General features: G+C 46.0%; 12 protein-coding genes. 2 read left to right on the plus strand and 10 right to left on the minus strand.

The features are described from left to right. Window position 1 precedes the first annotated feature (1 nt). From QNN06_RS16410 to QNN06_RS16430, 5 genes are all read right to left on the minus strand, one after another. Window positions 2-469, minus strand: a complete 468-nt coding sequence (locus QNN06_RS16410) for a TRAP transporter small permease (protein WP_284035449.1) — start codon at window positions 467-469, stop codon at window positions 2-4. A 126-nt stretch (window positions 470-595) separates the two neighbouring features. Further along, window positions 596-1,678: a TRAP transporter substrate-binding protein DctP gene (gene dctP / locus QNN06_RS16415; RefSeq protein WP_284035450.1), complete on the minus strand. Its 1,083-nt coding sequence runs from the start codon at window positions 1,676-1,678 to the stop codon at window positions 596-598. Between the two features lie 72 nt (window positions 1,679-1,750). Further along, a complete protein-coding gene (locus tag QNN06_RS16420) occupies window positions 1,751-2,407 on the minus strand; it encodes a carboxymuconolactone decarboxylase family protein (RefSeq protein ID WP_284035451.1) in 657 nt (218 codons plus the stop codon). A gap of 38 nt (window positions 2,408-2,445) precedes the next feature. Beyond that, on the minus strand, window positions 2,446-3,228 hold the full coding sequence (locus QNN06_RS16425) for an enoyl-CoA hydratase/isomerase family protein (RefSeq protein WP_213119689.1): 783 nt from the start codon (window positions 3,226-3,228) through the stop codon (window positions 2,446-2,448). Between the two features lie 20 nt (window positions 3,229-3,248). After that, on the minus strand, window positions 3,249-4,814 hold the full coding sequence (locus tag QNN06_RS16430) for a class I adenylate-forming enzyme family protein (protein WP_284035452.1): 1,566 nt from the start codon (window positions 4,812-4,814) through the stop codon (window positions 3,249-3,251). A 152-nt stretch (window positions 4,815-4,966) separates the two neighbouring features. Here QNN06_RS16430 and QNN06_RS16435 point away from each other — a divergent pair, with 152 nt between their 5' ends. Then, entirely contained in the window at window positions 4,967-5,428 is a 462-nt protein-coding gene (locus QNN06_RS16435) for a LysR family transcriptional regulator (protein ID WP_284035453.1), read from the plus strand. Continuing rightward, window positions 5,425-5,889, plus strand: a complete 465-nt coding sequence (locus QNN06_RS16440) for a LysR family substrate-binding domain-containing protein (protein ID WP_284035454.1) — start codon at window positions 5,425-5,427, stop codon at window positions 5,887-5,889. The genes QNN06_RS16435 and QNN06_RS16440 overlap by 4 nt, the downstream gene beginning before the upstream one ends. Before the next feature lie 216 nt (window positions 5,890-6,105). Here QNN06_RS16440 and QNN06_RS16445 read toward each other — a convergent pair whose 3' ends face one another. The 5 genes from QNN06_RS16445 to QNN06_RS16465 form a co-directional block, all read right to left on the minus strand. Continuing rightward, window positions 6,106-6,870 carry an SDR family NAD(P)-dependent oxidoreductase gene (locus tag QNN06_RS16445; protein WP_284035455.1) on the minus strand — a complete coding sequence of 255 codons (765 nt, stop codon included), beginning with the start codon at window positions 6,868-6,870 and terminating at the stop codon, window positions 6,106-6,108. 251 nt (window positions 6,871-7,121) lie between these two features. Beyond that, entirely contained in the window at window positions 7,122-8,786 is a 1,665-nt protein-coding gene (locus QNN06_RS16450) for a hypothetical protein (protein WP_284035456.1), read from the minus strand. Window positions 8,787-8,975: 189 nt separating this feature from the next. Further along, window positions 8,976-14,807, minus strand: coding sequence for a hypothetical protein (locus QNN06_RS16455; protein WP_284035457.1), 5,832 nt, complete (start codon window positions 14,805-14,807; stop codon window positions 8,976-8,978). Between the two features lie 110 nt (window positions 14,808-14,917). Continuing rightward, window positions 14,918-17,653: a hypothetical protein gene (locus QNN06_RS16460; protein WP_284035458.1), complete on the minus strand. Its 2,736-nt coding sequence runs from the start codon at window positions 17,651-17,653 to the stop codon at window positions 14,918-14,920. Beyond that, window positions 17,650-21,144, minus strand: coding sequence for a DUF6603 domain-containing protein (locus QNN06_RS16465; RefSeq protein ID WP_284035459.1), 3,495 nt, complete (start codon window positions 21,142-21,144; stop codon window positions 17,650-17,652). Before QNN06_RS16465 ends, QNN06_RS16460 begins: the two co-directional genes overlap by 4 nt. Window positions 21,145-21,167: the final 23 nt, after the last annotated feature.

Below are 21,167 nucleotides of genomic sequence, written 5' to 3' on the forward strand. Positions count from 1 at the left end.
CTTATGAAAAGCTACGAACTGATTTCATTAACCTTAAAAGGGCTTCTAATCCCCAACCGCTAAAACCGATTATGATGAAAATCTTAAAAGGATAAAAGGGGATTTTTAATAGATCAGAAGCCTGTAAAAAGTTCATTCTTGAAATAAAAACCCAACATATTAAGAAACAAAACAAGAGCATTAATAATTGGGAAATAAAGTTTACTGTAGCTTGGATACGGGGAGGAAGTTTATCTACAATTAGCCCAATTGAAATATGCGAATCAGATTGTTCCGTTAATGCAAGTGAACCCATAATGAGTAAGACCATCGTAAACTGAACTAACTCAATATCTCCAATAACAGGATGTCCTGAGGTTCTGGAGATAGAAAAATACGTAACTGCTAACATCATGAGAGTAAGAGTAAAAAAAGATACCCATTTATTGATGTTGGTGATGAATTGTATAACTTTCATTAAAAACTGCATGACTCTACCTTCTTTCATTAGAAATTCAGAAAAGAAGAAGGATCTTTTGAATAGAAAACTGCGTTATTCAAAAGATCCTATTCCAATTATTTCAAACCAACAAAATGGTACGTTTTATCTTAAAAGTTAAAAAGGAAGTTCAACGCCCTCTTTTTCGATTAATTTTTCAAATTCCTTTAATATTTCGTCACCAGGATATCCCTTTTTATTTGCCTCTTCCGCCCAGTGATTCCATATTTTCTCGCTAGGTTTTTTAAATGCCTTTAATTCCTCACTACTTAATGTAGTCACCTGACCGCCCTTACTTTTTACTTTCTCACCATATTCTTTCATGGCTGCATCAGCTTGGCTTTTGTACATTTCCCCAGTCATTTCACCTAACTTGGGTCCTAATTCTTCAACAAATTGCTGCTTTAGATCATCAGGGAGTTTATTAAGAGCTTCCGTGTTCATTAAAAACAAGAGCGTAGTGGCACCTAAGTCAATTTTTGTTAAATACGGGGCAACTTCATATAATTTAAGTCCTACGGCACCAACTGATGTATAGGTTGTTTGGTTAACAGTATTCTTTTCTAACGACTCATAAATTTGTTCAAGCCCTAGGGATACTGGTACGCCACCCCAGCCTTTAACAGTTTCGATTCTTTCTGATCCTTGAGCAATAATTTTCTGCTCCTTGACATCTTTAATGGATTTAACGGGTTCCTTACTATACAGCTGATAAGAGTCCGTAGAGGATATTGACAAAAGAGTGGACTCCTTAAATGCGTCTTTCATATACTTGTCGCTAAGTTGTCCCAAAACATCTGCCTTAACCTTTGGATCAGTAATCCCAAATGGTAAATCACCGATGGTTAATGGGTAAAGATTACTGTCAAGATGAAGACCCGGGCTTACATACCCAATATCATAAACGCCGCCCTTTATATCATCATAAGCAGTGGCCAAAGTTCCAAGAGCACCACTATTATAAATTTCAATCTTTATTTTTCCATCTGTTTCTTTTTCTACGAGATCAGCCCAAGGCTTTACAACATCCGTATGAAATTTATGGGTAGTTGGAATTTGCACATTAAAGCTTAGTTTGTATACTTTCTTATCTCCGGAGGTTTCTTTTGAACCTGCTTCATTTGCTGACTTCCCACACCCCAGTAAACCAATTGAGATAATGAGTATTATGGTAATCAAAATAGTAAATTTTTTGGACACGAGGCTTCCTCCCTTTTCATTCGAACATGTGCAAATTAAATTATTAATCGATGACAAATCTTCAAACTAGTTTTATTCATCAAACGCATTTAATGCATTTACACCATGTGCCAAAGCAGAACCAGCCTTTAATGCTGTTGCTACCATAATAGCTTCAGCCACTTCTTCCTTACTCGCTTTCGACCTCTTTGCTCCTTTAATATGGATATCAATACAATATGGGCAGCCTGTGGTATGAGCAACAGCAACGGCTATTAGTTCCTTTTCCTTTACACTTAGCAATCCGGATTTTAATGCTTTTTTATCAAAATCTACAAATGAAGCAAAAATGTCGCCATTAAGAGTAGAAAACTCTTTTAATCTATTAAAATATGATTTCTTAAACAACTCTTCATCATCTACATTGTTATAACTATTTAGTGCGTTTACACCATGTGCAAGCGCCGAACCCGCTTTTAATGCAGTTGCTACCATAATAGACTCAGCCATTTCCTCTTTTGTTGTTCCCTGGGATTTCGCTTTTTGTACATGTACATCAATGCAATAGGGACATCCTGTGGTATGAGCAACAGCTATAGCTATTAGTTCTTTCAATTTTGAATTTAGCTGTCCACCTTTTAAAGCAAGGTAATCAAATCTGACAAATGCCTTAAAAGTATCAGGAACTAAGTCACTAAATTCTCCAAGACGTGAAAAATATGATTTTTGGTATAAACTATCATTACTCATTTTTTATTTCCTCCTTAAGTTATCTTTAAAAAATCTGCTTATTTTCTTTTGCTAGAAACAAATTTATCTATTTCTTCTCGAGCTTCCCCATATAGCATCATTTGTTCTTGGAGTTCCGGCTCATAAAAGAGAAGATTTTCAAATCTTGGGGTTGCTGCATTGACGATTTTTTTGGTTAATCGAATAGGCGAAAATGGACTTCTGCTCAACTTGCCTATTAATTCTTCTGTTGCAGCCGTTAATTCTTGTAATGGAACTACTTTATTTACTAATCCAATTTTTAAAGCTTCTGATGCATCAATTGCCTCACATAACATAATAAATTCCTTCGCCTTAGCGGGGCCAATCAGATTGACCAATCGAGGAGTCCCCCCTCCAGAGAAGAACAATCCGCGTTCGACCTCAGGAAGACAGGCTGTTGCATTGTCTGCCATAATCCGAAAATCACAGACCATGGCAAGAGCTAGACCAGCGCCATACATGGGACCATTTATCGCCGCAATGGTAATTTGATCGAGTGCATCAAACTTTCTTAAGAACTCATGTCTTGTGATTTGATCTTCCCTTATGAATGAAGAGCTAAAAGAATTACTCTCAATTCCTTGTAAAACCTCATTCATATCGGCACCAGCCGAAAATGTCTTACCATTGCCAGTGAATACGATAAATTTATAATCTGTATCTTTACGAACCTCAGTAATGATGTCGTCAAGTTCTTCGTTCATTTGTTTATTCATAGCATTCGCTTTATCAGGTCGATTGAAAGTAACCTTTAGAACTGGTTTTCTCCATTCTACCGATATAGTTTGATAGTCTTTCAATTCATCCTCCCCCTTCAAATTTAAATTCTTCTATCAGCCAATTCCCAGTATGGTTCACGTAACACTTTTTTATCAACTTTACCGTAATTTGTTAAAGGGAATTCCTCTACAATTTGAATAGACTTTGGCACCTTATATTTTGAGAGATTAGTTTTGCAATATTGCATTACATTTTCAACATTCAATTGGTTGTTTTTAGGGATAATAAAGGCGGTAACCGCTTCTCCCCAATCCTTATCTGGAACTCCAATAACAGCTACCTGACGGACATCTGGGTGCTTTTGAATGACATTTTCTACCTCTGAAGAATATACATTCATGCCACCACTGATGATCATATCTTTTTTCCTATCCAATAGATAAAGGTAGCCCTTTTCATCCATAACTCCAACGTCTCCGGTGTGCAGCCAGCCATCTTTCAATGTTTCGGCTGTTTTCTCAGGTAATTTGTGATATCCAATCATATTTGTCAGCGCTTTCACAGTGATTTCACCTTCAACACCACGACTTACTTCAAGTCCATTTTCATCGACAATTTTAATTCTGCTCATGATCGTTGATTTACCGCAGCTTTGTAATATTTTTGTATCTTCGCCGTCGATGCGATGATCATACTTTTTCATCCAAGTGGCAGCACTTTGAGTTTCAGTTAATCCATAAATTTGAAGAAATACCTGGCCGAACATCTCCAACCCTTGCCTCAATCGGGCGGCAGTTATTGGTGCAGTCCCATATTGAATGGTTCGAATGGAACTAACGTCAATTTCCTTGTCTTCCATAAAATCAAATAACCGATAGAGTGTTGTTGGAACAGCACTTAGAAACGTAATCTTATTTTTTTCAATATGTTGAAGGACGTTTTCCGTATCAAATTTACTTTCAATATAAATTTGAGCCCCTTTCACCAAACCAGCGTACAAATAAAGTCCTGCAGCGTGAGGAAGTGGTGTGGTCAATAGGATTTTTTCATCCTCTCTCATATTTGTTTCAAGAATGATGGATAGAAATGTAAGAACTGTTCCCTGATGAGTGTGCACTACTCCTTTTGGCTTTCCGGTGGTACCACCGGTATAGAGGATTAATGATAGATCAGTAGGTTTAGTAGAAATCCCTAACAAGGCTTCCGATTCTTTTTCTTGAAAGGATTCCCATGAGATAAATTGATCTGGTAATTTTTCCTTACTGCCAACTCCTATGATCGTTTTAAGGTTAGATAATTCCAATTGTATATTCTTGATTATTGGAAAGAATTGTTCCTCAACGATTAGAACTTCCGAATCCGAGTCGTTTAAAATATAAAGAATATCATTCTCTCTGAGCATATTGTTAAGTGGGACTTTTGTTCCTCCAGCAAAAAAGATTCCTAATTCACTTACGAGATATTCTGGCGTGTTAGATAGTAGCAGCGCCACTCTTGTGTTATTTTTAACTCCGCACCTAATCAAACCATGAGCGACTCTATTGGCTTGATTATGTAGTTCACGATATGTGAGTGATTGTGAATGAAAATGTACCGCTGTTCGATCAGCATGATTTACAAACAAATTGTTTAATAAATCGTTTACAGTTTGAATGGAAAAATCCAATTTACTCCTCCCCCTTTGTTTAATTGTTTGAAAATTTGAATAATATTTAATTCTTAGTAAAAGGGTACCATTTTACATAGTTACGGGTCTAATACATGTTATAATCGTTTTAATATTTAAAAAATATTATTCTGAAAATAAAAGAGGATTTTATGGAGTTAAGACATTTACATTATTTTATTGCCGTTGCGGAAGAACTTCATTTTGGCAGAGCTGCTCAACGTCTAAATATGAGCCAACCGCCCCTTAGTCAGCAAATTGCACAATTAGAGAAAGAATTAGAGGTTGAATTATTTAAACGGACAAAACGCCATACAGAATTAACACCTGCTGGAAAGTATTTTTTAGAACAAGCTTATGAAATCTTAAATAAAATTGAAAAAACCAGTATGGATGTTCGAAAAATATACCAAGGTGAAAAAGGCCAATTATATATCGGATACACAGGAATCCTAAGTAAGTTACTATTACAATTAATTCGTACCTATCGTTCAAGATATCCAAAAGTTGAGGTAGTTTTACAACATTTGTCTTCTGCCAATCAGATTCGCTCTTTATACGAAAATAAGATAAAACTCGGTTTTGTTTGTCCGCAATTGAAAGCAGTACATTGAATTCAAGATTAGTCGGCTATGCACCATTTGTAGTGGCCATTCCTTCAACTCACCCCCTTGCAAGGGATACATCACCATTAAGTCTGAAAGAATTGGAAAGTGAACCCTTCATCATGGCTCATCGAAAAAACGAACCGGGCTATTATGATACAATCATTTCTATTTGCAATCGTGCCGGGTTTAGCCCTAAGGTTGTCCAGGAAGCAGAAGGCATTTTCACCATTCTAACCCTTGTCTCAACAGGGATGGGATTATCGCTTGTTACCAATTTAACACTCGAATATGGGAACTCTGGCATTGTTTTTAGACCTATTTTAGATGACAATGCAAAAATGGACCTTTCTTTGGTATGGAGAAAAAATGAGGACTCGCCATTAGTAACCACTTTTCTTGATGTATTTGATGAAATGTTCAAGAACAATTCTAATTTAAATGTGGAGTTTGACTATCAGCAGGGATAACTTGGAGGTATTCAATTTAGGATTATAATTGGGGACATATCAATAAAACTACAGTTTTTAAAGTGACACACTATATTTATTGTATAGATTAACAATTCTAACAAAATCAAAAAAACCCATCATCGGTAAGGTATTCAGGCGGAGCCAAGAGGACGGTTCTGCCAGCATAAAAAAGCCAGGAGAAAGGTCCCCTGGCGTGTCTTTTTGCCATATGCATTAAAGCCCTAAAGCTGTCCAACCTCCGTCAGCTTTTAAGGTTTCACCTGTAATATAAGATGAAGCATCAGAGGATAAGAAAATAGCTGACCCTATTAATTCATCAGGCATTCCTAATCGATTTAGTGGTGTTCTTGCCTCCACCTTTTGGGCAAACTCAGTTCGTTGATCCTTGATGGCCTTTACCAAAGGGGTTTCAATATATGCAGGTGCAATCCCATTTACCCTTATGCCATGAGGAGCCCATTCAACCGCCAATACCTTGGTCAGCATATTCACGCCGCCCTTACTAGCACAATAAGCTATTGACCCAGTAAGCGCCGTTTCCCCTCCAACGGAGGAAACATTTATGATGGTTCCTTTCTTTTGCTTAATCATTTGACGGCCGACTGCCTGGGCGAATAAAAATACACCTGTTAAATTAACACCGATAACCTTATTCCAATCATTTAGGTCATATTCTTCTGCCGGCCTTTTCGCGGTTATTCCAGCATTGTTTATAAGTACGTCAATTTGGTGGAATTTTTTAACTGCCTCATCTACTACATTTTGAATGTCTTTAGGATTCGTAACATCACACGGAATAACTAAGGCCTCAACTCCTGTTTGTTCAATTTCTTTCGCAACTTCATCCAACTCAACTTTTGTGCGGCTGCAGAGAACAATGTGGCTGCCAGCTTTAGCCAAACCTACAGCTATTGCTTTACCAATCCCTTTACTAGCCCCTGTAACAATACTTACTTTTCCGGTTAAATCAAATAACATATAAATTTCCTGCTTCCGATTTTTTTATTAATCTAGTAAAATCTGATTCAAAATAATGATACTTTGAATCTGGTTTGTTCCTGAATAGATTTATTATTAATATTATTCATTATTCGACACATGGTATAGAAATCCTTTTACATTCGGCTATGATCATATCCTTTTTTAATTTTTTACTTCTTTAAAAAATTTAATGATTCCGCCGTTTCTAGAAGCCTCCAGAACCTTCCGCCCGACCTATCACGAAGCCATTAGAACTGCTCCCCTGGCTCTGCCACATCAAATCTAAGACCGATTCCTCCTTCACCATGCCCAACGCTTTTGCGGTGTCCAATCCAGAGGTAGGGCTCGCCGTTTATCCATCGGGCATATTGGTATGCCCTGCTGACCTTGATTCCTTCTCGTGGAACCTCTTCCTCCTTGATAATCAGCGGATCGGCGGCAAGTATCTTACCGATTGGCTGGATTAGTTGGCCACTTTCGGGATGGAGGACTGTACCGCGCTTAAGCCCAATCGTTCTGGCTTCCTCGGTAGATCCTGGCGGTCGAACTGGAACGAATGGCACCCAATGATCTGGAACAACCGTACTTACCCGATACTCCAACGGACCGGAACGAGTTGCAGTCACACCAGAAGACTTGATCTCCTTTTGCATCTCCTTCCGGCGGAGCACGTCCTGGTAGTCCTCGTGGCGATTAAGCGGCAGACCTGCAGGACTTTCAACGACCATCTCGACTCCCCATGCCATATTAGCAGTCTCATCCCTTAACAGATGCACCTCTTCCAACGGGGACCCCTCAAGGCTTGGTCCAAGCACTGGAGGCAGGAAGAATAGATTAAGAGGATCATTAGGAACCGACAAATTGCCGCGAGTATCCTGTGAGAGCTGGAACATGCGCCAAGGCTTGCCAGTAGGTTCGGTTTTGCTGACCGGATCGATCAGTACCGCTTCACCGAACGTATTCCAAACTCGAACAGAGGAAATTTGACAGATGGATCCAACGTCTAAATCCATTGGAATCAAAAAGAAATCGTTACTATAGACCAACATGAACTCCATCATAAGCATTCGCACGAGATCATCCGGCGGACTGTCAATCGCGCCAATATTAACATTGGCATTCTCGAATTCCCACCAACGGGAAGACGGCATCCCAGGAAAGCTTACCTGCGTAGGCAGAACTGACTTATTGATCGTTTTTACAGATGGAGACCATCCTGGGACGGACAAGTAAGCTTGATGATCAACGGAGAATGAATACCAGTCAAGACGTCCTCCCTGGTATTCCGGTGCTACAATAACAAGTTGGCCGTTCGGAACCCCTGGTGAGGCGGATACCGCCGCTGCAGTGGCAAAGTCGTATTCCATTCTCTCCTCTTTCCACGTATCAGCAGGCTGGGATGGATCTGGCCGGCTGACTATAGATTCATACCAAGAAAGCCATTCCGTCGCCAGTTTTATCATCTGAGGCTGGTCTGCTGGATCGATAAGCGGCTGAGCAGGAAGCTTGAGGGTTCCCTTATTCGGATCCCAACCTTTTTTCATATCTGTGTACAGCCTGCTACCGTTGACCGTACGCCTTGCGAACACATCATGATAGCGGATACTGTCAGAGTCCATTCCCTGCCGCTGTTCTGAAGTTAGTGGCTCAATGGGATATACCTTAAGATACTTCGTTCTGTATTTCATAGTCATTGTATCGCCTAACAAACGTAAAAAATGAAGGCCCGATTCGACCTGATTCCGGGTGCTATCAGCGTGGGGGACGGAGCCTTTCTCTCGCTCCACCATTGTCTCTAGTGGCAGTAGCGTACTGTCGTAAGGACTCGCATCAGTTTTAATTGGAAGCCGCTGCGGTCTTCCTGGAGAAAACATGCTTAACTGACTTTGCTCGGCTTGCAATTGAACAGCCACCGGGGAGCCGTTATCCTCACCTTGAAATTCGCCAAACTGCCACTGGCGGGCGAGCATCCACAAAGGATCATAAACCCTGGCCTGCAGACTTGCCTGTATAGCTTCACTACGGGTCCTCGGCTCGAGACGGGTCCAAGTTGTAATTGAGGGCATCTTATTCTCCTTTCACATTCTTTTTTTAGTAATTATTCAAGACTTTTCTTTAGAAAAATCATACAGATTCATCCCGATCGTCTCGTTCGCGGAGTTAAATGCAAAGTAAAGTGCCGGCAGATATTGTCCCAAATCACCCAAGGCAGCTGAATCCACAGCCCGCAGTTTACTAAGCTCAAGTGTCTCTAGCAGAATGGCTTCGAGCGTATTTTCATCCCAAGGCCGATTCACGTCCGGCGCCACTGCAAGCAGTACGGCCTGGGGTGCAACCGCACCTGGAGCATCATAGTGGAAGGCGACCGCCGTTGTTTCCTTTTTATTAGGAAACACTTCAACTATCTCGTCAATCACCAAACCTGATACCCAATCGTTTCTGTTAAATCCACCAGGGCGATGAGCGACAAGGGACAATTGCCCACCAAGTTTTTCGCCCTGGGCACTCTTTTCTCCTGCCCATTTATCACCAGGCTGATAAGGCAACTGAGCGACATCAAAGGAGATTCTTGCCCTGCCGCCACTAGCAGCTTCCGCATAAAGCAGCAACCTCTCCAGATTTCCAACTTCCTTGCGTACCTTGGCGATTCGTTGAAACCATGGGGTTACCTCTTGAATCCCCAGTTTGTCATCGAATGAATTTTTGAGAAGGGCAGCGTTTTTCGGCTTTAATTTTGGAAGAACGCGAAAGTCTGCGCCAAAAATGGCTTGCAGCCGCTTCCGGTCATGCTCTACCTTGTCGGCCCTCGAGGCCTTATCACGGTCGAATTCAGCCTCCAGGTTTGTCAACTGATCGACCAGTTGGGACAGATCATTTACGAGCCATGATGCTTGCTGTTGAAGCTGATTTATCTTTTCATTAACTGTTCCCCCTGCAGATATAGGAACCGCATCCCCTATGCAGTAAGAAAGCTGAATGAGCGCTTGATACAAATCCACTAATAACGGATGACTCGTGGTCAAATCCCCCAACAATTGCACACGATTCTGCAATTCGGTGACAGCTTGGTCCGCTCTTTTCTTGAAATCGTCTAAATCAATTTCATGGGCTTGATCAACATCTGCACGAACAGCCTCACGAGGTTCTAGCAAATCGCTATGTTCAAGTTCACGGGCCGCAGTAATAACGGCACGGGCTGAACGAACTATCTCGAAGAGCTCAGGAAAACTGAGCTTATCTGCACCCCAACTGCCGTCACGGTCAAGCAGCAACGTCACAAGCATGCCTGGACGCATCTCTTCTGCTAAAAGTTGAGTCCGTTGTTCAATTTCAGATGCAGAGGCCCTGTAATCTTGAGACCCGAAAACCGGTTCAGGCTTCTGAGGAATGGCAGTATATAGAACATCTAGCGGCGACAAACGTAACTGTTTCAACGTAATGGTATCTTCTTCAAACGTTCCGGTTTTTGGATCCTCAAATAGTACCCTGCAAATCACCTGGGACGGGTCGCCAAATAATCTGGCCGCCCAGGCATTCAAAGCCGGCTCGGCTTTAGCGCGCATCTGTCTATCCTCATCAAAATCCCAACTTTGCAGATACTTATCGTCTGTAAAAACATCTCCCAACATCACTATTACCCGATGCGTAACACCAATCCCGCTGCGTGCGGATTGGACGACCTCCGGCTCAGGCGGCAGCAACTCCCCCCTAGATAATCCTTCAAGGCTGGCGGCAGTTCGAGTAGGGTTTCCCTGAACCGTTTGGTAAACGCTCTCTGCTAAAGCGAGATCACTTAAAGCGTCTACTAAATCGGCTATTTTTTTAATCTCTTCCTCCAGCGCAGCATGATCGGAAGTTCCACGCGCAGGCAGCATTGTTCCGAGAACATCAAATGGCACGGTGTCTATGTCCCAAATTCCGTTTTCCGTTCCTTTTTGCCAACGCCGCAGCAGCGCAAGACCGTCCACAACACTGGTTGCAGCTGTAACCTCCACATCCCCGGTTTTGGGAATCAGCTTATTGGCTGACAAAGGAGCAAGATTACGTAAGACCTTAATGTATTTATTCAGCTGACCCGGTGAACGCTCCTCCAAGCCACGTTCGAAGCGGTAGCCAAGTAGGGCACCCATTGGCTGTCCTTGACGGATGCCATCAAGAAGCCATAGTGCTAGCCGTACGCGCTCAGAAGAAAGATCTACTGCAAGCAGATCTCCATTTCCTGAGCCAGAGTGGGCAAGATAACCGCTGCGTAGAATAGCCGCTGTTACAGCATGTGCCGGCGATGGAGCATGAATATAGCCATTGCTGGCACTTCTCTGAGATGGACGCAAGTTCTCAACCCAGCCGTAACCACCAGTATAGATGCCCTGAGGCTTTTTTCTGCGAAGCTCACTAAGACGTTCAGATGCACAAGCTGTTATCCAGGCATCCAGCCTATGCGAACTGAGATCAAGACTTTCCTTTAGCAGCTCTTCCAACACGTCCACAGACTGCTCTGCCAAATACTGCAGTTTCTCCCGTTGCTCGGCAATGGCAGCAATATCTTGATGAGCAGGATCTTTGTAGCTAAGCTTGTGCAAATAGTCCGCTATTTTTATGCCCGGTTCCGGCGGTGCCGGTTTTTGAAGCAAGCGCAGCGGAGTCATCGTGGTCCTTTCGGGGATGTCGACCAGTTCGGGCTCCTTCATCTGCTCCTTTTTGACAAACCCCGCTCTTATGGCTGCACCCGCATATTCCCACAGCATGGAATGCTTTAAAAGTAGATATAAAAGGGACCGGTACGGCTTTGAATTTTGCAGGGTTAGAGGATCGAGTTCAGCAATTTCGGCGATATAATTGGGATTAACTTGGCCTTTCCCCGATATTCCTTCTTGTACAAGGGCTGTTTGAAGCTGTGCGGCCTCGTTTTCTAACACCATTTCCACCAGCCTCGGCTTCCCTGCTAAGCCAATAAGCTTGAGCCCTGTCTCGGCCGCTGCCAGATGGTTCTTCCACCAGACATCGTCAAGGGGCCTCTGCATAAAATTCCACAGCTCATTTGTATAAAGTGGACCCATAACCGGACGGACTGTATAGCTCCCAGAAACTCCGTCCATACCGAGCATCTCCACCAGGTCCTTATTGCCGTTTATGGTCCTTCCATAGTACGGCACGTTCGTCAGCGAACGACGCCAGATGCTGCGCAAAGCACTTAGCAGGTTTGCGCGTCCGCTTGCCGTACCAAGGTAGACACGGCTGCTCTTGCCCACATCGGCAAGGGCTAAAGCCAAACTGCCCCCTTTTTGGTTAGCCGGCCCGTTAGTCAGAAGGCGAACGGCCCATTCATTAATGGCACCACTCACCCGGTCAAAACCGCGTAATTGATGAAGATAAGAGACAGTGCTGGCATCGGATTCTGCCAAATAAACGACGTTCACTTCCGGTATGACTCCTGCATGATTTACGTTGATGCAGAGACCTTTTACTTGCCCGGTTGGCCAATCACGGATAATCTGCTGATTCGTCCACCGGGTAACCACTCCATTGTCCGTCAAATCCCAACCGATTTGGCATTGGGCTGGTCCGCTTCCATCGTCCGGCGCGGTCACGATGATCAGCTCCGGACGACCGTTTTGGTCGAGATCAGCAATAGCGGCAGCAATGTGAACGCTATTGCTTGTGATTGGTATCTTGATTGACATCACGTTGCTCCAACTGGCCGGCTTGCCGCTTTGATCCAATTCCCAGCCAATACAGTAAGATGCATTCCTGATTCCTCTCGAAACTGTTACCCGCAAGATAAACAAATCAGGCTTGCCTGTTCCATTTAGATCGGCACATACTACAGCACTGGCAACCACGTCTCCTGCCGGACCGTTCGGTACCGTCAGAGCATTGCTCCAACTTTTTGCAATCCCCTGTTCATTGACCTGCCAGCCAATCTGATATGCTTCATTACGTCCTAGAATTGTTTGAACAGAAGCAAAAAGAATAAGATCAGATAGACCGGTTCCCATCACATCGGCTGCCGTAAGTGCCAATACAGGCCTAACATTGCTGTTAAGGGTAGTTCGAGAAAAAATGGAAGACAGATTAACGGGAATTTTATACTGATCCGACCAGTGACTGACGCCGCGGTCCAGCGTTACATTCCATCCGATGCGAGACAACAGCTGCAGTTGTCCCTCCGGCAAGTGAACCATAAGGAGATCCGGCTCAAATAGTGGCCTGTACTTATCAAGCGAGGTGACAGGAAGCAGCCCATATGGTTGATTCCCTACTCGGAGTGCTGGGAGCGGACCACGCGCCCTGACGTAATCAGCAAACCAGGAGCGCCACCGTTCAAGATCATTCTCCATTTCGATTCCATCCATCATCTGGAACAGAAAATAACCCCAAGTAGCCGGCCAAAGCACATGATTGATGATTTTTGCGTCAATCTGATCCACCCCGTTTGCATAAGGCACATGCTGAAATGTCGCAGCCGGAATGCCAAAAGCGGAAGCAGCTAACGAACTATTTGCCTCCGGCACTAACGAGGTGTTGAATTCCGCAGCAAAGCTATTCCAATGTCCGGTATCCTGCTCGCCATAACCAGACTGAACCTCTTCTGTATTATTCGATGGGGTGCCAGTCGGAATAAATCCCAAACCGTGGGTATAATGATGGGCATCCATCAGAGCGGCCAAATCACTTGCAGATTCCTGTTCATTCAGCGAAACCTTTACGCCCAACACTACGAGCCGGTCAATTCCTGACAACAGCTCCGTTGTCAGGCGAATACGCAGCGCCATGCCGATCTTGATGGCTTGCTCAAAGTCTGCCATCCACAAGATGCCTTCGTCCAGAAATAGTCCGCTATTTCCAAGCTGCTTGCCTGATTCCGAGGATGGAGAAGTCGCGATGGTATCGATAATGGGGTTGCTCCGGGCTACCACCGCTTTCTTTTCTCCCTTGTACAAAAATACTGTCCATCTGTCGGGCAATAAAGCAGCTTTGGCAGCACTCCCCCAGGCAGAGGCTGCAGGTTCACCGGGCCCGTTTCCATCTGGTTTGGTTTTCTCTTTAATCCAAGCTGCCCGCTCTCCTCCAAATCGCTGAGCAAGTTCGGTCCATGCCTGCTTTGTCTCTTCCTCGCTTTCGGCTTCGTCTGCCTTTTGCCAAAACGCTTGACCCCAGTTTATTTCAATCGGTGTCAGTTCGCGGCGAAGGCTGTCCTGACCGATATCATCCGGGTAGATACGCACGAGCAAGTCAGTGCCGTCTACGGTGATGACGAATCGTGTCTCAATCCGTACGGGAAACAATGCGATTGGCAGGTCTGCTTTTAATTGCCGCAGCAATTGTTCCAACTTGTCATGATAGCGCTGGATGGCATCCTTTTCAGCCTCAATGCGTCCCTGTGCATCAGAAAGCTTTTGCTGCAGTTGTTTCAGCTTTAGTGTGGTTGAAGCTTCTACCATTCGGGCTGCCTTTACCGCTGCTTCTGCAACAGGAATCTGCCCCAAAAGCAGCGAAAGCAAGTCTATTTGCTGTTTGGTATTCGCTGCTATCTGTGCTGCCGCATCAGCCTGAGCCTGCAGCTCCTTCAGTTTTTTTTCCAGTTCCATAAGCTGCATAAGCTGTTGCTGGCGAAAAATGGGGGGCAATCTGTTGACTGCCGCTCTTCTATTGGCCAGCTCAGCTGTAGCAGCCTTAACTGCTGCAGCCAAACGATCTGCCTCCGCCTGCTCTGCCTGAAAGCGTGTTTGCAAGGAAGGCAGCAAACTTGTTTGATTTTTCAAATCATCAAGACGATGCTGCTTATCCTGAGCATTCTTTGATGCCGCAGCACCTTCCTTTTCCGCAAGCTTGACTTGCTCCTTAAACTTTGCCGCTTCTTCAGCCGCGGCACCTGCGGATTTTCGCGCGAGAAGCAATTCTTCTCGTAAGACTTGTAATTCACTATTCGGCATAAAAACCTCCTGTTATAAACCATTGGAATAAGTTGATTATTACATCGAGTCGCTGCTATGTCTCAAAAAAATAATCGACAGTCAGATTCCTCCCGGCAATATCTGTGCCTCTAAATTGGCAGCAAGTCGCTTGCATGTACAGCAATTCGAAATGGACGCTGCAATGTAATATAGGCCAGCGCTGCAGAGTTAGAAGCTGAGCTCCATTTAATGTTTGCAGGCGTTCCAGGCGTTTGAAAACTAGCCTTCAAACCGCCTGAAAGCTGGACATAACGCCCTTCTGATAGATGGACGTCATTCCAAGATAAATCACGCCATGTCAACGGCATTCCGGTTGATGGCTGTGACACATCCAAGCCGAAACGAGGCTCGGTCGGCTGCTGCTGCAGGAAAAAGAACCAGCCGGGATCGGTTGTGTCATTTCCTCGGGCTGTGCTCTCAGACAAATCAAACCCCAGGAAAGTAATATCCGGTTCCAATTTCCCGGAGAATTGGGAAAATTTTTGTTCATCCGTCGACGGGGAAGACTTCGGCTGACGACTCTTTTTTCCGTTTATCGTCATCCACTCCCCTTTGATTGCATATATGGTGGCGTTCGGATATCGGCGAAGCAGATCCCCCCGTATCAAGAGCACCAATTGCTCCTGTACCGACGTATTTGACATATGGTCACCTAGCGCTTTGACCCACTCGTGAATTGGCGGGATATCCTTCGTCGAAGCTTGCCGCGGGATGCGCCCTCTTGCATCCCAAAACTGACGGAAGTAGGTACCGCGCTGATCGGTTGGATATCTCCGCCAAAGCAATTCACGGCTCATCTCATGGTTAAGTCCAACCATAAAAGCTTCGATAAACCGGGGATTGGTTTCCAATAGCGTTAGGGTATTAGGGGGCACATGCTCGAGCCCCGGTAATAGCCAGTCCTGTGAGTGATCTGCCAACGCACGGTACATCGGAGTAGGAAATTCAGGCGCTGCCATGATCTGCTCGAGAGGATCCGCGGGCCGCCACATTGGGTCCGGATTGAAGATACGCGCCTGCATCCGTTTCGTGACCGTCTTCTCTGGGTCAAGCCTATCCAATAAAATTTTCTTTCCTTCTTCAATCGGCAATCTTGGCGGATCCTTCGGGTCCCGCAGGATCGGATCCACTGTACGGAGAATGGCTTCCTGAATGATAATGGCAGCATCCTTAAACCCTTCTAATGTTTTTTTTGCATCCAATTTACTCAATGCCTCTTTATTGGCCTGTTCTAATCTTCTCCTAACTCCGCTACTGTCGGTAATACCCTCTAGCACGGCAGCGCCGCGAAGGCTCTTGAGCGGCTGATTCAGCCTATATTTAAGCGAATTTATTCCCTTGATCAGATCTAGCTTCTGACTACTCCCGCCACCGGTGACCCGTCGGGCGACAGGCCCGTTCGGACGGGTAATCCTGCGGAATGCGGCGGAAGCAGGGACCTCAGTAAGTGTAGTCCCCCGTTCTTTGGCCACGATCGTCTGCTCCTCCCAAAGAAGGCGCGAATGAACAGCTCCGGTTAACTGGAGCAGCGATTCTGCGGGCAGATTGCTCAAATGGCTTTTAAGAATTGCTGTGCCGACCGAACGGCCAAGCTGTGCCTGACGGAGAGCTTGGTTGGCTCGGTCTATCTCGCCTATCTGTTCCCAGGCTGAAGCCATTAGCTGATCCTGCTTTTCCTGAACAATTTTGGTACCCACACCTGATGCAACACGAAGTCTCGGATCCAGATTCAGCTGTTCCAGCCATGGCCTAGAGGTTGAATCGATAGATTTCTTTGCTGCATGCCACCTGCCGTAAATCGGTGGAACGATTACGGAATCGCTCAAGTCTGATATGGTCGTCAATGTTTGTGGCTTGTTCAGCAAATCTTTTAGGGCTTCCCTAAAATTCTTAGGTATACCATTCAAGCCAGGGGAGGTTCCTTCAGAAACACGGAGCGCCCCCTCCAGACCAGGAACATTACAGGAAGGAAGATTGTAGCCAGGACCGGTGACATTTAGCGGTCTTACCCCGACCAAATCCGGGTCCATCCGACGCGGCTCAAGTGCCCATACAAGGGACTCAAAATCACCGGCTTCTCCTGTCGCAAACTCCCAATGATAGTAGACCGGAAGCCTTAGGTCAGTTGTATCTGAAGTGTTTTTTACATCCCAGGCCGGCAGAAGACTGCCGTTTTCATCTACCTGCTCGCCTAGTCCCGCTTTCACGCCAATGTCAAAAGCAGGAACGACGCAGGCGATATAGGACGTACTCGGAAGCAGATAACGCGGGCAGATGAGCCGTGAAAGGTTCAGCTTCGGATCTCCTTTCAACATGCCCTTCAGGCCTTGATCGCCTGCCGCCTCACCATTCACCTGGGTATGCGCCCATGCCCAGGATTCGCCCAAATCAGGCAGCTTTTCATGATACGGAGACTTTATAGTTAGAATGGGAAGTGATTGAGATGTAGCCATTTCCAGCTTCGCTTCTTGTTTGCTTAGAACAATCAGGATAATCCACGGCCGCAGGCGATTGCCTTTGGCGGCAGCAGGTGTAAACATCCAGGGAAAATCAGGACGGTCAAACTCAATTGACGCAAAATAATTCGCCTCAAAACCTGTCGTAAGATGCGGAGGGTCTGTCCGCAGTACCTGGCGCTGGTCAAATCCGGTCACATCACCAGGCCCATAAAGTCGTACTTGTACACTCGCCGTCAATGTATGGTTTACTTGCAGGCTGACAGGCAATTTTACGCGGCTATCCATCGCACCGATGAACGAATCTTCTTTGGGGATATAACTTGCCAAGCCTTCCCTCATCCATGGCAAAAAGGTATATCCTGTCATGATTTCACCACCTCATGGCTTCCGACCACCTGAACTCGCGTGCTCTGGCTGGAGCTGGTCGTATTGTATTTAACCCGAGCAGCCTCTGCCTCGGTATATGTGATTTTGCTCGCGGTTCCAAATAATGAACCATTTAGGGCTTTCATATCATCGGCGTTCACTACACTGTACCCCCGCTCTTTCATCATGATTTTTCTAGCAGGCCCAGCAAACCGTCCCTCACCAGTATGGTTCATTGGAGAATTCGCGGCAGAGCCAAGCTCAGTGAGAATCGTGAAGGTTCCTGGATCCAGTGTGTGGCGTCCCAAACTCCGGGCAACCTTTTCCGTTTTGTCGATAACAGCTGTTTCATATTCAAAATCGGCGGTCATTGCCGTACCGAACGAGAGATCCTGAAGCTGAGCCCGGACGCCGGACTGAAGCTGCTCGAAAGCGGGCCTAGAGAGCTTCTCGGTGTCGCTCATTTCAATAAACATAGCTGGCGCAAACGCGTCCTTGACAGCGGTGAGCTGGTTAACCACGGAATCTCCAAATGACATCGAGGTAATTGCAAAGGTTTGTCTGCCTCCAGCAGGTTTGGCATTGCCAAATTTCGTAATCTCTAGTCCAAGTGGGACCACCTTCTGGCTCACTGACAATTCACCAAGCGGGTGCACCAGCACCTCCGGCCCTGGCAAAAGCTCCCTCGTTGTCACGAGCATTCGGCCATCGCCTGGAAGCCGGGTGCTCCAATTACGCTGGTCCGCCAATGCGGTTTGCAAAGAGGCAAGCGCATCAACCGGAGGCAGTGCGGGAGAGGGCTGTGGATCCCCGATTTTTACCTCGAAGGCAATCTCCCGCTTCCCTAGAAAATCGAACATAGCCTTTCCATGAGCATGAATAGGCTTTGGCCCTGAAAGTGTCATTTCCAGCTGTACCGCGAATAGGCTGTCACCGTTTCGCTTCAGGGCAGCTGCCCCTCCGATATCGACGGTGAAGCCGAATGGATCAAATTGGATCAGGGCATCAAAGCCAAGGTACGCCTGGACACTGAACCGTCCGGCGAACGTGTCCTCTTCAGCATATAAATCCAGCCGGGCACCGACTTGATAAGTGTTGGAGGTGACGGCCATGTAAGCTTCAAGCCGGAGTCGCGGATTGTCCGAATCGGCTAGCGAGATTGTCATTCGGTTCAGCTTAGGGAAACCTGGAGGCGGCTGGAAACGAGGATTAAATCCTCCTGCCGCGAGCGCAAACGACGGACTGGCGCCAAAGTTCAAGCGCATCGCCATGTCACCGGTAATCACAAAGGCAGCAAGGCGAGAATCAAACAGCGTGGCATCAATAGAGACGTCACCTTTATCGAAATCAATGGCGCCCACGACATCCATCTGAAGCTTGGCAACGGCCGCTTCCTCCTGAGGCAGCACTAGCTTCATCCGACCCAGCAACACCAGCCGTACCGGGTTGGGAAGCTCGAGAAGAATACCCAATTCAGCCGTTAGAACAGGCGGTGTTCCCCAGGAAAGCTTCGCCATCGGGCCAAACACGAACCGGCCTTGTGCAGGTGGAAAGCTTGACTTAAGATCATTGATAATCTTGGGGGCATTTTCCACCGGATTACGCGGAAACATGATGGAATCGAGCGCACGGTTCTTTATTCCTGCCCTTAAGACATCGAGCGACATCGTGCGGTTCGCCCCAAAGAGCCCTCCGAGCCCGTTCAGTGTGAACCCGAATCCAAGCTGGATAGGCGGGAATTCCGCAGCGATGATGACAAGCAGCGAGAAGCCCTTGGAACCTTCCGGTAAACGCGTAGTCAAAAGGCCAATCGCCTTGATGGAGATGCCACCCTTGATTTCCAACTGCAGGATGCCAGCGTACTGCTCAGTTGCATGGTCAAAATACAGATAACCGCCCCCTGCTACTACGCTTGCATCAATTTTCAAGCCAATCCCGGTTGGAGGTTTAAAATCAAACCGCAAATCGAGGTTGCCGAAAGTGCCCGGCGGCTCGTCATCATCAAGAGGAACCATGGACAACTTGGCTCCCACCTCTGCAATGCTCGCCGCAAACGGACCCAGCGTGAACTTTCCACTGACTGCCAGGATCAGATCAATGCTATTTTCAGAAGCGTCGATTCCATAAAGCAAGTCCTGGATTTCTACCAATCCGATCGTCTGGTTCACCGGAAGGGTGCGGATCAAACCGGCACGCCCGCCAAAAGTAAGGCCTGATTTTGAAGACCATGTCAGGGAACCTCCAAACTTGAATCTTTGCGGATCGTTGCCCAAAATTTGGGATAGAAAGCCATCGGCATCAGAAAGATCAATAATCAGTTCAACATTATTGACGTCAATTTCAAAGGCAAAATCGGCATCTGCTGCTGAGCCTTTTACTAGGAGGCGGAGTGTATAGTCAGAGAGCTCAACGCGATGTGACTCTTCCGTCCCAAGCAAGACAATCGGGTTTTCCGGATTGACCTTTAGCGCAGCTTCCGCATCACCAAGTGTGCCGGCAGCGGAAGCTCGTGCCTTTACCTTACCAGGGCGAACCTCAAGGCGGATCCCCTGGTCTGAACTGAAACCCCCAACAAGACTAAGACTAAGTTCACCAAAATCAAAGGTGGGAAGAGTGCCGCTGATAGCAGGTCCTACAGCCAAACCGACAGGAGCTGCTCCCCGGTTGCCCTCCGGCGTGATCGGGAGGAAAGAAAACCCAAATTCAAACAGCTGCTTGGAAAAATCGGCGCCTCCAAGTATTGGCAGGCGAAGTTCCTTTACGGCAGAACGGTAGGCGTTGGAGCTGTCAAAATACTCATCAAGTAAGGCTGGATTGGGGAAATAAAGGTCTGCTGAGTAACCTAAGACCTCCAAGAACATTTTGAGGCCCTGCAATAAGCGCTCCGCGTCAAACACCGGCGTCCCCCACCCATAAACCGCTTCGATTAACTCCGCTGGGCGAGTGAGAGCCAGCTGAAGCCGATCCCAGCGGATGACTGACTTTGTATAGTTGATGCGTCCTGTGGTCATCCCCACATTGACCAATTCCTTTTCGACGATTCCCAGCAAGGAAAGTGGGCCATACAAAATTGGCCGGTACCCATGCAGATAGGTGACAAACAAATCATCGATAAGTTCCCCGGGAAACTCTTCCCAGAATTTAGATTGATTGAAAGGAAACGCAAGATCCTGCACATTCAGATCAGTGAGAGTACGCATCTTTGACACGATCCCAGGAAGAAGGTGAAAAAGCCTCTCAGCCATATCCACAAGAGAGTTTGCATCCCCTGTCAGTACCTGATCCATTAGCAATTGGACTTCTTCAAAATCCTGTGTCACGGCAAAAAGGTAACGTACATCCTCGATTAGGAATGCGCCAGAGGCGGTTTGCCAGCCGTGCTTCTCGAGAAGCTGAGAGAATTTCTCCGCACTTTCAAGACTTTGCCGGAGCGGATCCAACACAAGATTCAACTCTTCCATCAAGGAGAGCAAAAAAGTAGGGTTGGCCATGTTTAACCTCCCAATATTGTTTT

The organism is Neobacillus sp. 114 (genome assembly GCF_030127045.1).
Classification (GTDB): Bacteria; Bacillota; Bacilli; order Bacillales; family Cytobacillaceae; genus Neobacillus; species Neobacillus rhizophilus.

Coding starts and splice junctions, on each gene's coding strand:
- QNN06_RS16410 (WP_284035449.1), bottom strand. CDS start 469: ATGCAGTTTTTAATGAAAGTTATACAATTCATCACCAACATCAATAAA.
- QNN06_RS16420 (WP_284035451.1), bottom strand. CDS start 2,407: ATGAGTAATGATAGTTTATACCAAAAATCATATTTTTCACGTCTTGGA.
- QNN06_RS16435 (WP_284035453.1), top strand. CDS start 4,967: ATGGAGTTAAGACATTTACATTATTTTATTGCCGTTGCGGAAGAACTT.
- QNN06_RS16445 (WP_284035455.1), bottom strand. CDS start 6,870: ATGTTATTTGATTTAACCGGAAAAGTAAGTATTGTTACAGGGGCTAGT.
- QNN06_RS16455 (WP_284035457.1), bottom strand. CDS start 14,807: ATGCCGAATAGTGAATTACAAGTCTTACGAGAAGAATTGCTTCTCGCG.
- QNN06_RS16460 (WP_284035458.1), bottom strand. CDS start 17,653: ATGACAGGATATACCTTTTTGCCATGGATGAGGGAAGGCTTGGCAAGT.
- QNN06_RS16465 (WP_284035459.1), bottom strand. CDS start 21,144: ATGGCCAACCCTACTTTTTTGCTCTCCTTGATGGAAGAGTTGAATCTT.